We start from the raw sequence: 12,915 nt of genomic DNA on the forward strand, positions 1-12,915 counted from the left end.
ATGGACCGCTCCCGGTTCGTCTCGCTCGCGTTCGCCGCCTTCGGTCTCGTCTTCGTCTCCTTCATCCTCCGCGGCACGACGCGGCTGGTGGCGCCCTACGAGGTCGCCGTCGCGGTGTCGGCGCCCGTGCTCTTCGCGGCGGCCGCGCTCCTTGCCGTCCTCGTCGTCCTCGCCCTCCTCGACGTGACCGGGATCCGTCGGCTGGGGTGAACGCCTGCCGCTCCGAGCGCGTCGGCCGAGTCGGAACGCCCTTGCCCCGCCGCCCCCGACGACGCGTATGGACGTACGAACCGTCGCGGACCTCTCGCCGGCCGAGCGGCGCGCCCTCTTCGAGCGCGACGCCGGCGTCGAGGGGGTCCGAGAAGACGTGCGGGAGATCGTCGAGCGGGTCCGCGAGGAGGGCGACGTCGCGGTCCGCGAGTTCGCCGAGGAGTTCGACGGCGTCGCCGTCGGGAACGTCGACATCACCGACGACGCGGCGCGGGCGCACGAGGAGCTGGCCGACGCGGACGACCCCGTCCTCGACGCGGTTCGGGAGGCGGCCGCGAACGTCCGCGAGTTCCACGAGCGACAGTGCCCCGACGACTGGCGCGACGACTTCGGCGGCCGGGAGCTGGGACGGCGCTTCCGCCCGATCGATCGGGTGGGGGTGTACGTGCCCGGCGGCGCGGCCGCGTACCCCTCCAGCGCGCTGATGGGGATCGTCCCCGCGGTCGTCGCCGGCGTCGACCACGTCGCGGTCGCCACGCCCCCGGCGGAAGACCTCAACCGGGTCACCCTCGCCGCGATCCACGAGGCGGGCGCCGACGCGGTGTACCAGGTCGGCGGCGCGCAGGCCATCGGCGCGCTCGCGTACGGGACGGAGACGGTGACGCGGGTCCAGAAGGTGGTCGGCCCGGGCAACAAGTGGGTCACCGCCGCCAAGTCTATCGTCCAGGGCGACGTCGAGATCGACTTCCTCGCCGGCCCGAGCGAGGTGCTCGTCCTCGCGGACGGGACCGCGGACCCGGACCTCGTGGCGGCCGACCTGGTCGCGCAGGCCGAACACGACCCGAATGCCTCCGTGGTCGCCGTCACCGACGACGCCGACCTCGCCGAGGCGATCGCCGAGGCGGTCGACGCGCAGGCGGCCGAGCGCGAGCGCGAGGAGACGATCCGGGCCGCGCTCGACAACGAGGCGTCCGGCGTCCTCCACGCGCGGTCGATGCCCGAGGCCGTGCTGTTCGCCGAGGAGTACGCGGCCGAGCATCTCTCGATCGTGGCCGAGGACGACGAGGCGCTCTTAGCCCGGATCACGAACGCCGGCTCGGTGTTCCTCGGGCCGTACTCGCCGGTCGCCGCGGGCGACTACGCGGCCGGCACGAACCACGTGCTGCCGACGAACGGCGGCGCGAAGCGGTACGGCGGGCTCTCCGTGGACACCTTCCTCCGGTCGTCGACGGTCCAGCGGCTCGACCGCGACGCCCTCGACGACCTCTCGGAGACGATCACGACCCTCGCAGAGGCCGAGGGGCTGGAGGGACACGCCGAGAGCGTCCGGAAGCGGTTCGAGTAGGAGACCGTCTCTGCCGCGCGGCCCATCTCCGCCGGCAGGGTTTTGAGTGTCCGTGCCGAACGCGTTCGCATGAGTACCGAACCGGCCGACACCGGGACCGAGGGGAACGACCCGGCGATCGAGGTGACTCCGGACGCCGCGGAGGAGGCGCTCTCGCTCCTCGACGGCGAGGGGCTCGACACCGACGTCGCCGGATTACGGCTGTTCGTCCAGCAGGGCGGCTGCGCGGGGCTGTCGTACGGAATGCGCTTCGACACCGAACCGGAGGACGACGACCTCGTCGTCGAGCACCACGGGCTCCGGGTGTTCGTCGACCCCGCGAGCAAGAACTACATCGGCGGGAGCACGCTCGACTACGAGCACGGCCTCCAGGCCGCCGGCTTCGAGGTCGAGAACCCGAACGTCGTCTCCGAGTGCGGCTGCGGCGAGTCGTTCCGGACGTAGCGGGTCGCGGTCCGATTCTCCGATTTCCTCCGGTCTCCTCAGACGCGCGAGTCCGCCGCTTAAGTCGCTCGGGCGGGTACGGGACGCCATGAGCCTGGAAGCGTCGACGACGCCGAGCGGCGAGCGGGTGTACACCGACCGGTCGCGCACCGAGCGCGGCGCGGACGGGCCCTTCTACCTCGTCTTCGAGGACGAGGCGGGCGAGTCCCGCTGGGGGTTCCGCTGCGGTAACTGCGGGTCGTTCGACACCGCGATGGACACGATGGGCCGGATCCAGTGTACCGAGTGCGGCAACCTCCGGAAGCCGGACGAGTGGGACGCGGCCCACGAGTGAGCCGCGTTCGCTGCGCTCCGGACGGGTCCCGACGGCGCCGCCGATTCTCTGCGATCGAAATCGTGAGAAAGTTTATCACGGATGGTGCCGAACTTCGAGGTAGATGGCCACTGCGAGCATCCCCCCGACGACCGAGGCCAGAGACGTCTTCCGCGAACTGGGATACACCGTCTCCGAGGACGGACGCGAGTTCGTCGCGGAACGCAAGTGGCGGCGCGTGTTCGTGACGGTGCTGTGTATGGACGACGACGAGCTCGACCCGTATCTCGCAGACGGGGGCGACCCGGCGCGGCTTCGGTGTTTCGTCACGTGGCGCGACCGCGCGAACGATCTCCAAGAGCGGCTGGTCGACGCGAAACCGCCCTACGACTGGGCGGTCATCGGCATCGACCGCGACGGCGAGGACTTCGCGGTGATGGAAGGCGCGCCCGGCAGCCCGTAGTCGGGCGACGAGTCCGCCCGTCCGCGCCCTCCGCGGACGCGTATTTTTATCCCCCCGTGCGTCCTACCAGCACGTGACATGGTGTTCAAGAAGATCACGCTGATCGGGACGAGCGACGAGAGCTTCGACGCCGCGGCCGACGAGGCCATCGACCGCGCCGAGGACACCCTCGAGAACGTCTACTGGGCGGAAGTAGAGGAGTTCGGGGTCGAGCTTCAGGGGGACGCCGAGCGCGAGTACCAGGCCGAAGTCGAGGTCGCGTTCGAGCTCGAGGGCTGAGCGAGACGCGGTTTTCGATCTTTTATCAGTAGCCGTGAGCCGTGCCGGCGTCTGTTTATAAGGACCTATTCGCGGATCGTCGACGAACACCGCCGAAGCCCCAGCCGCTCGCTTATAAATTAACGATCACGGATCGACGGCGAACACCCCAAAGCCCCAGCCAGGAGGGCGGCGCACGCTCGCTGTCGCCCGAAAATCTTCGATTTTCGGGATGACGAGAGAGCTTCGCTCTCTCGAACCACGCGCTTCACTCGGTCGCTCACTCCGTTCGCTCCCTCGTTCCAGTGCTTGCTTCGCCTGTGCCGCCCTCCTGGCTGCCCCTTTGAGTCCCACCCGCCCCGCTCCGCACAGCGCCTCACACCTCCCCAGCCTCGTCGGCCGGCCTCCGCTTCGCTCCGGCCGGCCGACTCCCTCGCGCGGTGCCGTCGCCGGCGCGTAGCGCCGGCTGCCAGAGGGACCTTCGGTCCCTCGCTGTTCGCGGCCGCCGGGGGCGGCCGTTCGCGGGCACGCGCCACCGCATCGGTTGTTTATAAATGCTCCCGCGGCGGCCACCTATTTATTCGACCGCGCCCACGACCCGGCAATGACCGCGTCACGCGCGCCGGCCGAGCCGACGGTCCGGGAGTTCGAAGCGACGGTCGAACGCGTCGACGACCGCGAGGTCGTCCTCGACGAGACGTACTTCTACCCCGAGTCGGGCGGCCAGCCCGCCGACCGGGGGACGCTCGACGGCCACCTCGTCGACGGCGTGGTGGAGCGCGACGACGAGGTCGTCCACGCGCTCGCGAGCGACGGCGAGGTCGACCTCGAACCGGGCGACGAGATCACGGGGCTGATCGACGACGCGTTCCGTACCTACTGCGCCCGGGCGCACACCGCCTCGCACGTGCTGTACGGGGCCGCGCGCCGGACCGCGGACGACCTCGGCTACGCCGGCTTCGACATCTCCGAGACGAAGGTCCGCGTCGACCTGACGACCGCCGAGCCGCTGGGCGACGACGACCTGATCGAGTTAGAGCGGCTCGCCAACCGCGCCGTCTGGGACTCGCTTCCCGTCTCGTGGGCGACCCACTCGGCCGACGAGGCCCGCGAGATCGACGGGATCGCGTTCAACACGAAGACCGAGGAGGGCGCGATGAGCGGCGGCGACGCGGTCCGGGTCGTCACCGTCGGCGCCGAGGGTGACCCCTGGGACGTCGCCGCCTGCGGCGGCACCCACGTCGAGAACACCGCGGAGATCGGTCCGATAGCGGTACTGGAACGGTCGAACCCCGGCGAGGGCGTGACCCGCGTCGAGTTCGCGGTCGGCCCGACCGCCATCGACGAGCTTGGCGCGGTCCACGCCGCCGCGCTCGACGCCGCGACGACGTTGGACGCGCGCGTCGGCGACCTCCCGGACGCGGTCGCGCGCCTCCGCGACGAGGCCGACCGGCTGGAGGCGGACCTCCGGGACGCCCGCGAGGAGCTGCTCGGCGCCCGCCTGCGCGAGCTCCCGACGGCCGAGATCGACGGCGCCCGCTGGGCGGTCGGCACCGTCGACGACGCCGAGCCGAACGAGCTCCGGGACCCCGCGACCGAGGCGGTCGGGAGCGACGACGACCTCGACGCCCTCGCCGCGGTCGGCACCGGCGACGCCCCGTTCGTCGTGGTCGCGGTCACCGACGCCGCGGACGGTGACGCGGCCGCCGCCGAAATCGACGCGGGCGAGGTCGTCGGCGCGGTCACCGACGAGTTCGGCGGCGGGGGCGGCGGCGGCCCGACGTTCGCGCAGGGCGGCGGCCTCGACGCCGACCCCGAGGCCGTCGCGGCGTGGCTCCGCGAGCGATGACCGGAAAGCTGGGTCCCGACGCGCTCGCGACGGCGCTCGCGGCGACCGGCGCGGCCGACCCGGCGGTGACGCAGGGGCCAGCGTACGGCGAAGATGCGGCCGCGATCGACTTGGCGGGCGCCGGGGAGACGCTCGTCGTCGCGGCCGACCCCCTGTCGCTGGCCGCGGAGTCGGTCGGGACGCTGGCGGTCCACGTCGCCTGTAACGACGTCGCCGCGAGCGGCGCGGACCCGCGGTGGCTCACGCACACGCTCTTTTTGCCCGACGACGACCCCGACCGCCTCCGGACGGTCGTCGACCAGGTCGACGCGACCGCGCGCGACCTCGGCGTGTCGGTCGTCGGCGGCCACACCGAGGTGCTCGACGCGCTCTCCCGCCCCCTCTGCTCGATGACGGCGATGGGGACGACGGACCGCTTCGTGTCGAGCGGCGGCGCGGAGCCCGGCGACCGGCTCCTGCTCACCAAGGGTGCGGCGATCGAGGCGACCGCGATCCTCGCGACCGACTTCCGCGAGGAGTGTCTGAACGCTGGGGTCCCAGCCGCCACGCTCGACGCGGCCGCCGAGTTCCTCGGCGAGGTGAGCGTCGTCCCCGACGCGGCCGCGGTCCGGGACGCCGCGACCGCGCTCCACGATCCGACCGAGGGCGGCGTGGCGACCGCGCTCGTCGAGATGGCGTCCGCGAGCGGGGTCGCCTTCGCCGTCGAGCGCGACGCGGTCCCGGTCCGTCCCGAGACGCGCGCCTGCTGCGACGCGCTCGGCGTCGATCCCCTCGCGACGTTCGGCTCCGGGGCGCTGCTGGCCGCGGTCCCGCCGGAACGGGTCGACGCGGCGCTCGACGCGCTCGACGCCGCCGGGATCGCGGGCGCGGAGATCGGCGTCGTCGAGCCCGGCGGCGAGAGCGACGGCGACGCCGGCTCGGCCGAGGGCGACGGCGAGCCGGGTACCGTCCGGATCGACGGGGAGCCGCTCGCGGAGCCGCCCCGGGACGAGCTGTACCCGCTCTGGGAAGCCCGGGAATAGCTCTCCTCTCCGCCGATCGCTCACCTTTTTCGGTGAGGGACCGAAGGCGGTGACATGACCGGAGCACGCGTCGGGTCGGCGCTCACCGACGAGCAGGCGGCGGTCCGCGATCTCGTCGAGGAGTTCGCGGCCGAGGAGGTCCGGCCGAATGCGGCCGAGGCCGACGAGACGGAGACGTTCCCGGAGGACGTGTGGGACGGGCTCGCGGAGCTCGGCCTGACGGGACTGACCGTTCCGGAGGAGTACGGCGGGTTCGGCGCCGATGAGACGACCTACGCGGTCGTCAACGAGGCGCTGGCACACGGGTCGCTCGCGGTCGCGACCGCCCTCTCCGTCCACTGCCTCGCCACCTCCTGTATCGCCGAGTTCGGGACGGAGGCGCAGCGCGAGGCGTGGCTCCCGGAGATGGCCGAGACGGGTCGCCCGGTCGGCATGTTCTGCCTCTCCGAGCCGCAGGCGGGGTCGAACCCCGCCCAGATGGCGACGACCGCGACGTACGACCCCGAGGCCGACGAGTACGTCCTCAACGGCGAGAAGCAGTGGATCACGAACGGGCGGCGCGGCGGCGTGGCGATCGTCTTCGCGAAGGCCGCGGGAGAGGGCGACGCCGATTCCGACGAGCTCGACGACGCGATCACCCAGTTCCTCGTGCCCGCCGACACCGACGGCTTTGAGGTCGGCAAGAAGGAGGAGAAGCTCGGCCTCCGCGCGTCGGACACCACCGGGATCACGTTCGACGACTGTCGGGTCCCCGCCGAGAACCGGCTCACCGAGGAGGGGAAGGGGCTCTCCGCGGCCTTCCGGACGCTCACCGAGGGCCGAATCGGCATTGCTGCGCAGGCGGTCGGCGTCGCGCAGGCCGCGCTCGACGAGGCGACGTCGTACGCCGAGGAGCGCGAGCAGTTCGACCGCCCGATCGGCGACATCCAGACGATCCGGCACAAGCTCGCGGAGATGTCGACCGACGTGTCGGCGGCGCGGCTGCTCGTCCGCGAGGCGTGCCGGCAGGCGGAGGCGGGCGAGGACTACCGCGTCGCCGCCTCGAAAGCGAAGTACCGCGCCAGCGAGGCCGCGATGTCGGTGACGAACGAGGCGGTCCAGATCCACGGCGGCTACGGCTACACCACCGAGTTCGACGTCGAGCGGCTCTACCGCGACGCGAAGATCACGGAGATATACGAGGGGACGACCGAGATCCAGAAGACGATCATCGCCCGGGGGGTGTTCGGCGAGTGACTCCCGGCGTCGAGGGGGCGCCCGCCGGCGCCGACGGGACGCCCGCCGCGTCCGGAACCGACCCCGTCGGCTCGCGGCTCGCCGGCTACGACGCGGTCGTCTACGACCTCGACGGCACCCTCGTCGAGCTCGCCGTCGACTGGGACGCGGTCGCGGACGACGTCCTCGACGCCTACGCCGAGCGCGCGCTCATCCCGCCGACCGAAGAGCTGTGGGATCTGCTCGGCGCGGCCGACGACTACGGGATCCGCGCCGAGGTCGAGGCGGCGATCGCGGGCCACGAGCGCCCCGGGGCCCGCGAGTCTGCGCGGCTCCCGCTCGGGGATCGACTGACCGGAACCGCGGCTGGCGCCGACGCCGGTTCGCATCCCCCCGCGGGCGTCTGCTCGCTCAACTGCGAGGAGGCGTGTCGCATCGCGGTCGAGACGCACGGGCTCGACGACGCGCTCGTCTCGGACGCCATCGTCGGCCGCGACACCGTCGAGACCCGCAAGCCGGACCCGGCGTCGCTGCTCGCGGCGATCGATCGGATCGGCGCCGCCCCCGAGGACGCGCTGTTCGTCGGCGACTCGCGGAGCGACGCGGTCACCGCCGAGCGCGGCGGCGTCGACTTCGCGTGGGTCGCCGACTTGGTCGCGGAGTAGCGCGCAGGGAAAAGCCGCCGCGCGCTCAGTCCCGCTTTCCTGATTCGTTCGTGCTCGGCTCGCCGTCCTCGGTCGGATCTCCGTCGTCATCCGAGTCGGCTTCCTCGTCCGAGTCGGCTTCCTCGTCCGAGTCGGCTTCCTCGTCCGGAGCCGCGTCGTCGTCCGTGCCCGCGCCGCCGTCGCCGGCCTCGGCCCGCTTCGCGTACAGCGCGACGGCGACCGCGGTGACGAACCAGATGGGGGCGCCCACCCGGACCGCGAACGCGGCGCGCGCGCCCCACGACTCCAGCGTCACGAGCGTCGACAGCAGGGCCGCGGCGGGGGCGCCGACGAGGATGGTGACGACGAACGTCGTCTGCATCACCCACGCGTAGTCGACCCCCTCGTACTCGGCCCGCTCGACTGGTTGCACGCGAGAGGCTCCGCGGCGGAGCGGCAAATCGGTGGCGGTCGCCGGCGGTAGGGTCGGACGCGGTCGCGATCGGCGGCGAGGGCGGCGAGCGAACCGCTGGTCGCGCCGCCCCGCTCACTTTCCGGTTCCCGACGATTTTACGGCGGCGCGCGGGTGAATCCGAGGTATGACCACCACGCGGGGACTCCGGGACGCCGAGGATCCGATCACGATGCTGACCGCCTACGACGCCCCGACGGCGGCGGTCGTCGACGAGGCGGGGGTCGACGTCATCCTCGTCGGCGACAGCATGGGCAACGCCGCCCTGGGCTACGACTCCACGCTCCCCGTGACGTTCGACGAGGTCGCGAGCCGGACCGCGGCGGTCGCGCGCGCCACCGAGGACGCCCTGGTCGTCGCCGACATGCCGTTCCTCTCGTTCGGCGTCGACGAGGCCGAGTCCGTGCGCAACGCCGGGCGCCTGCTAAAGGAGGCGAACGCGGACGCGGTGAAGATCGAGAGCGGTCCGCACACGGTCGCGACCACGCGCCGCATGACGGAGGTCGGGATCCCGGTGATGGCGCACCTCGGCTTGACCCCCCAGCACGTGAACCGGCTCGGCGGCTACACCCGACAGGGGACAGAGCAGGACGCCGCCGAGGAGATAATCGAGCTGGCGGGCGACCACGCCGACGCCGGGGCGTTCGCGCTCGTGTTGGAACACGTCCCGGCGAACCTCGCGGGCGCGGTGACCGAGGCGCTGGAGATCCCGACGATCGGCATCGGCGCGGGCCCCGACTGCGACGGGCAAGTGCTGGTGATCAACGACGCCGTCGGCCTCGGCGAGTGGTCGCCGCCGTTCGCGCGGCAGTTCGGCGACGTGCGCGGGGAGATGGTCGACGCCGTCGAGGCGTACGCGGAGGCCGTGACGAGCGGCGAGTTCCCGGCCGAGGAGCACTCGCACGTCGAGGCAGAGCTAAACGACCTGTACTGAGACGCGACCCGCTCGCCGCTGCCCCGAAATACGGACCCTCAGGCCGGGAGGAACCCGAGGACCGCCGGCATCGCGTCCGGGCCGACCTGCGTGACGGTGACGTAGAGGACGGTGAAGATCACGGCGTTGTGGAGGCCGTGGAGCAGCGCGGGGACGACGAGGTTCTCGGTGTACTCGTACACCGCGCCGAAGACGAGGCTCGGCACGAAGAGGATCGCCACGGTCGTGAGCCGCGCGGAGAGGCCGCCCGTCAGCGCCATCACGTGGATGGTCGCGAAGATGGCGGCCGAGAGCACGATCGACGGGGCCGCCGGCAGCGACTCGCGGAGCCGCCCCTGGACGACGCCGCGGTAGAGGATCTCCTCGCAGGGGCCGATGACGAGGAACGAGGCCGCGATGAAAAGCGGGATGATCGCCGGGTTCCCCATCGCCAGCTCCGCGCTCTGGTTCGCGGCCGTCTCCGTCCCGAGCAGCTGGACGATCGTCGAGACCACGAGGATCAGGATCAAGATGACGACCCAGCTGCCGAGGACGATCCCGACCTCCTTGAGGCTCGGCACCCGGACGCCGAGGTACGAGACGATCCCCTCGCGGTCGAAGCCGCGCCACGCGAGGTAGCCCACCGCGAGCCCGCCGAACGCGACGTACTGGCCGAATATAAGCGTGAGAACGACGCTCGCGGTCAGCGAGAGCCCCCCGACCGCCGCGTCGATCGCGAAGACGGCCACGCCGCTCGCGAGCGCGATGACCGGCCCGAGGACGCCGAGGAGCAGCGCGGTCGCGACCGCGATACCGGGCGACCCGCCGGTCCGGTCGGGGCCGCCGGCGTCGTCGACGGGGTCCGGGTCGATCTCGTCGAACTCCTCGGACACCCCGCCGTCCGGGGCCGGATCGCCGCTGGAGGGATCTGTCATTGCCGCGGGTAGGGACCGCCCGGCAAAATGGTTGTCCGTGTCGGAAGGCGCGCGGACGGCTATCTCTCGGGCGCGTGAGCCGCGATCACCGGTGGAGCAGCTCGTACCATAGCACCGCGGTGACGGCCCGGCCGTCGCGAAGCTCGTCGTTGACGACCGCGGCGAGCAGGTCGTCGTACGGCACCGTCTCGACCGAGATCGACTCGTTGTGGTCCAGCTCGCGCTCGGCGGTCGGCTCGCAGCCGGTCGCCAGCACGTGGTGGTGGACCGAGTCCGCCATCCCGTTCGTCGGCTCGACGGTCGTCAGCCGCTCGAAGGCGTCTGCCTCGTACCCCGTCTCCTCGGCGAGCTCGCGGGCCGCGGCGCGTTCGATCGCGTCGTCGGTAGCCCCGCCGTCAGCGCTCTCGTCCCCCTCGTCTTCGGGCTCCATCGTCCCCGCCGGGATCCCGCGGTTCACCCGGCCGACGGCCTGCCGCCACTCGTCGATGACGACGGCGTCGCCGTCGGGCGTCAGCGGGAGCACGACGACCGCGGGCGGCTCGTCGACGTAGTGGAACCCGTCGGTCTCGCCGCTCGGGAACCGCACCTCGTCGCGGCGCACGTCGAAGCCGGGGCAGGCGTAGTCGACGGCCGAGTCGAGCGTCTCCCAAGAGAGATCGTCCATGCGTCCGGGTCGGCGGTCGAGCACCTAAACCCCCGGACTCCGCGGAGCGGTACTCGGTGGGCGCGTCGCCCGGCGGGGACGCTACTCCGCGGAAGCGTCCCGTCGCCGGTCCCGGAGCTCGTCGACCGCACGGCGCGCGACCGCCCCGGCGATCCACGCGACCGTTCCCAACGCGAGGGCCTCGACGCCGACGAAGACGAGCCCGTCGACCTCGACGAGCGCGGCGACGCGCTCACCGAGGGGTCGACCCGGGAGCCCGAGCAGGTAGTGGTCGGCGTTGCTCCCGAGCAGCGCCCCGTAGACGGTGGCCCACGCGAGCGCGATCCCGGCCCGCCGGTAGGCGAGGACCGCGGCCGCGAGGACGCCGAGGGCCGCGGCGTCGACCGCGAGGAACACGACCCCGCCGGCGTGCGCGAAGAGTCCGAGCGCGTAGGCGGCGAGGGAGACGAGAAAGAGCAGCGGCGGGACGAGGAGTCGACGCCGGCGCGGCGAGCCGTTCGGGTCCGAGCCGAGGAGGACGCGGCGAGCGAGGGACATGCCCGCGGATCGTTTCGACCGCGTAATGAATCCACGCGTCAGGCGCGACTCACGACCAGTCGCCGAGCGACGCCTGCCCCTCGTCGGTTCCCCGTCGCTCGCGCTCCGCGATCGATCCGGACTCGTCGCCGCCGCGGTCCGGCGGCCCGTCGACCCAGTCCGTGAGCTTGCCGCCGTCGCCCCCTTCACTCCGCGTCTCTCGTTTTCCACCCTGCCCTTGGCCGCCGCCGTCGCCGGCGTCGAACCCGCCGAGCGTCGCCTGATCGGTCTCGGCGAAGTCGAGCTTGGAGACGCGCACGCCGAGCTTGCGGACGCGCGCGTCGTCGAACTCGGTGAGGAGATCGAGCGCCACCTCCTCGACGAGGTCCGGGTCGTCGACGGGGCCCGGGAGGCTCCGGGCGCGGGTGTTGACGTCGAACGGCGGCTCGACCGCCTTGATACCGATGGTACGATAGAGGCAGCCGCGCTCGCGGGCGCGGCGGGCCACGTCGGCGGCGAGCGCGGAGACGGTCTCCCGCTTCGTCGACTCGTCGGCGGTCGTCGGCAGCGCCGACTCGCGCGAGAGGCTCTTCGGGAGGCCGGTCGGCGTCACCTCGCGGTCGTCGTCGCCCGCGGCGCGCCGGGAGAGCTCCGGGCCGCGCTCCCCCAGCGCCTCGGCGAGGCGGTCGCGGTCGGCGGCGGCCAGGTCGCCCGCGGTCTCGATCCCCAGCTCCGCGAGCGTCTCCTCGGTCACGGGGCCGACCCCGTGGACGTCGGCGGTCGGCAGCGGCGCGAGGAACTCGGCGACCGACCCCGGCGGCACGACGACGAGGCCGTCCGGCTTGTCGGCGTCGCTGGCGACCTTCGCGGCCGACATGTTCGGCGCGACGCCGACGCTCGCGGGCACCCCCGCCTCCCGCTCGATCCGGTCTTTCACGTGGCGGGCGTACCCCTCGGCGAGCGTCCGGGCCTCTGCCGGGCCCGCGGCGCCGCTCGGCGGGGGGTCGTCGGGACCGTCGTCGGTCCCATCGCCGCCGCCCCCGTCGCTCGGGCTCCCGCCGCCCCCCGCGGCCGCCCACGAGGTCCGGTCGGTGACGTCGAGGTACGCCTCGTCGATGCTCACCTCGCGGCGGGTGTCGGCGCAGTCGCGGAGCACCGCTTTCACCTCGCTCGCGACCTCCTCGTAGAAGTCGAGGTCGACGGGGACGTACCGGCCCGTCTCCTCGGGGTCGGGCGCGTCCGGGTCGTCAGGGTCCGCGTCCTCGCGACGGGGGAGCAGCTCCAGCGCCTTCGAGATCGGCATCGCGCTCTCGACGCCGAACTCGCGCGCCTCGTAGCTCGCGGTCGCGACCGCCCCGATCGAGTCGCCCGGCTCGTACCCCATCCCGACCACGACGGGCTCGCCCGCGAGGTCGGGGTGTCGCAGCCGCTCGCAGGAGGCGTAAAAGCAGTCCATGTCGACGTGACAGACGACGCGGTCAACGGCGTCGTCGCCCTCGTCGCCGGCGCCCGGGAGCGTCTCCCCGGCGGCGGGCGTCCCCCCGGTCATCGCGTTCGGGTCCGCGCTCCGCGGCCTTAAGAACCAGCCACGCGGGCCGGAAGTGGACGCTGGACGCGCAGCGTCGCACGCGGATCCAGATCCGATAGCCAGG

The 12,915-nt window shown here is 72.7% G+C and carries 16 protein-coding genes; 11 read left to right on the forward strand and 5 right to left on the reverse strand.

All coding sequences use genetic code 11. The features are described from left to right. From C470_RS10135 to C470_RS10180, 10 genes are all read left to right on the forward strand, one after another. The gene (locus tag C470_RS10135; protein ID WP_004597536.1) at positions 1-210 is read left to right on the forward strand and encodes a hypothetical protein; all 210 of its coding nucleotides are present in this window, start codon (positions 1-3) and stop codon (positions 208-210) included. A 67-nt stretch (positions 211-277) separates the two neighbouring features. Continuing rightward, the gene (gene hisD, locus C470_RS10140; RefSeq protein WP_008367042.1) at positions 278-1,555 is read left to right on the forward strand and encodes a histidinol dehydrogenase; all 1,278 of its coding nucleotides are present in this window, start codon (positions 278-280) and stop codon (positions 1,553-1,555) included. A gap of 69 nt (positions 1,556-1,624) precedes the next feature. Further along, positions 1,625-1,999 (forward strand): HesB/IscA family protein, encoded by a 375-nt coding sequence (locus C470_RS10145; RefSeq protein WP_004597530.1) that lies wholly within the window; start codon positions 1,625-1,627, stop codon positions 1,997-1,999. 88 nt (positions 2,000-2,087) lie between these two features. Beyond that, complete coding sequence (locus C470_RS10150; protein WP_004597528.1) at positions 2,088-2,333, forward strand: DUF5816 domain-containing protein; 246 nt, start codon at positions 2,088-2,090, stop codon at positions 2,331-2,333. A 103-nt stretch (positions 2,334-2,436) separates the two neighbouring features. Then, on the forward strand, positions 2,437-2,775 hold the full coding sequence (locus tag C470_RS10155) for a DUF7116 family protein (protein WP_004597526.1): 339 nt from the start codon (positions 2,437-2,439) through the stop codon (positions 2,773-2,775). Between the two features lie 78 nt (positions 2,776-2,853). Continuing rightward, entirely contained in the window at positions 2,854-3,054 is a 201-nt protein-coding gene (locus tag C470_RS10160) for a dodecin (RefSeq protein WP_004597524.1), read from the forward strand. A 583-nt stretch (positions 3,055-3,637) separates the two neighbouring features. Further along, entirely contained in the window at positions 3,638-4,882 is a 1,245-nt protein-coding gene (locus C470_RS10165; protein WP_008367046.1) for an alanyl-tRNA editing protein, read from the forward strand. Beyond that, positions 4,879-5,904 (forward strand): AIR synthase family protein, encoded by a 1,026-nt coding sequence (locus C470_RS10170; protein ID WP_008367047.1) that lies wholly within the window; start codon positions 4,879-4,881, stop codon positions 5,902-5,904. Before C470_RS10165 ends, C470_RS10170 begins: the two co-directional genes overlap by 4 nt. A 54-nt stretch (positions 5,905-5,958) precedes the next feature. Then, on the forward strand, positions 5,959-7,140 hold the full coding sequence (locus tag C470_RS10175; RefSeq protein ID WP_008367049.1) for an acyl-CoA dehydrogenase family protein: 1,182 nt from the start codon (positions 5,959-5,961) through the stop codon (positions 7,138-7,140). Further along, complete coding sequence (locus C470_RS10180; protein WP_004597516.1) at positions 7,137-7,784, forward strand: HAD family hydrolase; 648 nt, start codon at positions 7,137-7,139, stop codon at positions 7,782-7,784. The genes C470_RS10175 and C470_RS10180 overlap by 4 nt, the downstream gene beginning before the upstream one ends. Positions 7,785-7,809: 25 nt before the next feature. Here C470_RS10180 and C470_RS10185 read toward each other — a convergent pair whose 3' ends face one another. Continuing rightward, positions 7,810-8,196, reverse strand: coding sequence for a DUF5822 domain-containing protein (locus C470_RS10185; protein WP_008367050.1), 387 nt, complete (start codon positions 8,194-8,196; stop codon positions 7,810-7,812). A 166-nt stretch (positions 8,197-8,362) separates the two neighbouring features. Between C470_RS10185 and panB the strand changes: the two genes are divergently transcribed. Then, positions 8,363-9,169, forward strand: a complete 807-nt coding sequence (panB, locus tag C470_RS10190; protein WP_004597512.1) for a 3-methyl-2-oxobutanoate hydroxymethyltransferase — start codon at positions 8,363-8,365, stop codon at positions 9,167-9,169. Between the two features lie 38 nt (positions 9,170-9,207). Here panB and C470_RS10195 read toward each other — a convergent pair whose 3' ends face one another. From C470_RS10195 to C470_RS10210, 4 genes are all read right to left on the reverse strand, one after another. Further along, positions 9,208-10,083, reverse strand: coding sequence for a CPBP family intramembrane glutamic endopeptidase (locus tag C470_RS10195; protein WP_008367053.1), 876 nt, complete (start codon positions 10,081-10,083; stop codon positions 9,208-9,210). A gap of 85 nt (positions 10,084-10,168) precedes the next feature. Continuing rightward, positions 10,169-10,747 carry an NUDIX hydrolase gene (locus C470_RS10200; RefSeq protein ID WP_008367055.1) on the reverse strand — a complete coding sequence of 193 codons (579 nt, stop codon included), beginning with the start codon at positions 10,745-10,747 and terminating at the stop codon, positions 10,169-10,171. A gap of 81 nt (positions 10,748-10,828) precedes the next feature. Beyond that, positions 10,829-11,284, reverse strand: coding sequence for a hypothetical protein (locus C470_RS10205; RefSeq protein ID WP_008367057.1), 456 nt, complete (start codon positions 11,282-11,284; stop codon positions 10,829-10,831). Positions 11,285-11,333: 49 nt separating this feature from the next. Then, positions 11,334-12,812 carry a DNA polymerase Y family protein gene (locus tag C470_RS10210; protein WP_008367058.1) on the reverse strand — a complete coding sequence of 493 codons (1,479 nt, stop codon included), beginning with the start codon at positions 12,810-12,812 and terminating at the stop codon, positions 11,334-11,336. Between the last annotated feature and the right edge of the window lie 103 nt (positions 12,813-12,915).

The organism is Halorubrum distributum JCM 13561 (assembly GCF_000337395.1).
Classification (GTDB): domain Archaea; phylum Halobacteriota; class Halobacteria; order Halobacteriales; family Haloferacaceae; genus Halorubrum; species Halorubrum distributum.

What these genes read in the sequence shown, in the direction of transcription:
- C470_RS10150 (WP_004597528.1), top strand. Translation starts at nt 2,088, where the DNA reads ATGAGCCTGGAAGCGTCGACGACGCCGAGCGGCGAGCGGGTGTACACC.
- C470_RS10205 (WP_008367057.1), bottom strand. Translation starts at nt 11,284, where the DNA reads ATGTCCCTCGCTCGCCGCGTCCTCCTCGGCTCGGACCCGAACGGCTCG.
- C470_RS10195 (WP_008367053.1), bottom strand. Translation starts at nt 10,083, where the DNA reads ATGACAGATCCCTCCAGCGGCGATCCGGCCCCGGACGGCGGGGTGTCC.
- panB (WP_004597512.1), top strand. Translation starts at nt 8,363, where the DNA reads ATGACCACCACGCGGGGACTCCGGGACGCCGAGGATCCGATCACGATG.
- C470_RS10210 (WP_008367058.1), bottom strand. Translation starts at nt 12,812, where the DNA reads ATGACCGGGGGGACGCCCGCCGCCGGGGAGACGCTCCCGGGCGCCGGC.
- C470_RS10170 (WP_008367047.1), top strand. Translation starts at nt 4,879, where the DNA reads ATGACCGGAAAGCTGGGTCCCGACGCGCTCGCGACGGCGCTCGCGGCG.
- hisD (WP_008367042.1), top strand. Translation starts at nt 278, where the DNA reads ATGGACGTACGAACCGTCGCGGACCTCTCGCCGGCCGAGCGGCGCGCC.
- C470_RS10160 (WP_004597524.1), top strand. Translation starts at nt 2,854, where the DNA reads ATGGTGTTCAAGAAGATCACGCTGATCGGGACGAGCGACGAGAGCTTC.
- C470_RS10165 (WP_008367046.1), top strand. Translation starts at nt 3,638, where the DNA reads ATGACCGCGTCACGCGCGCCGGCCGAGCCGACGGTCCGGGAGTTCGAA.
- C470_RS10145 (WP_004597530.1), top strand. Translation starts at nt 1,625, where the DNA reads ATGAGTACCGAACCGGCCGACACCGGGACCGAGGGGAACGACCCGGCG.
- C470_RS10175 (WP_008367049.1), top strand. Translation starts at nt 5,959, where the DNA reads ATGACCGGAGCACGCGTCGGGTCGGCGCTCACCGACGAGCAGGCGGCG.
- C470_RS10200 (WP_008367055.1), bottom strand. Translation starts at nt 10,747, where the DNA reads ATGGACGATCTCTCTTGGGAGACGCTCGACTCGGCCGTCGACTACGCC.
- C470_RS10155 (WP_004597526.1), top strand. Translation starts at nt 2,437, where the DNA reads ATGGCCACTGCGAGCATCCCCCCGACGACCGAGGCCAGAGACGTCTTC.
- C470_RS10135 (WP_004597536.1), top strand. Translation starts at nt 1, where the DNA reads ATGGACCGCTCCCGGTTCGTCTCGCTCGCGTTCGCCGCCTTCGGTCTC.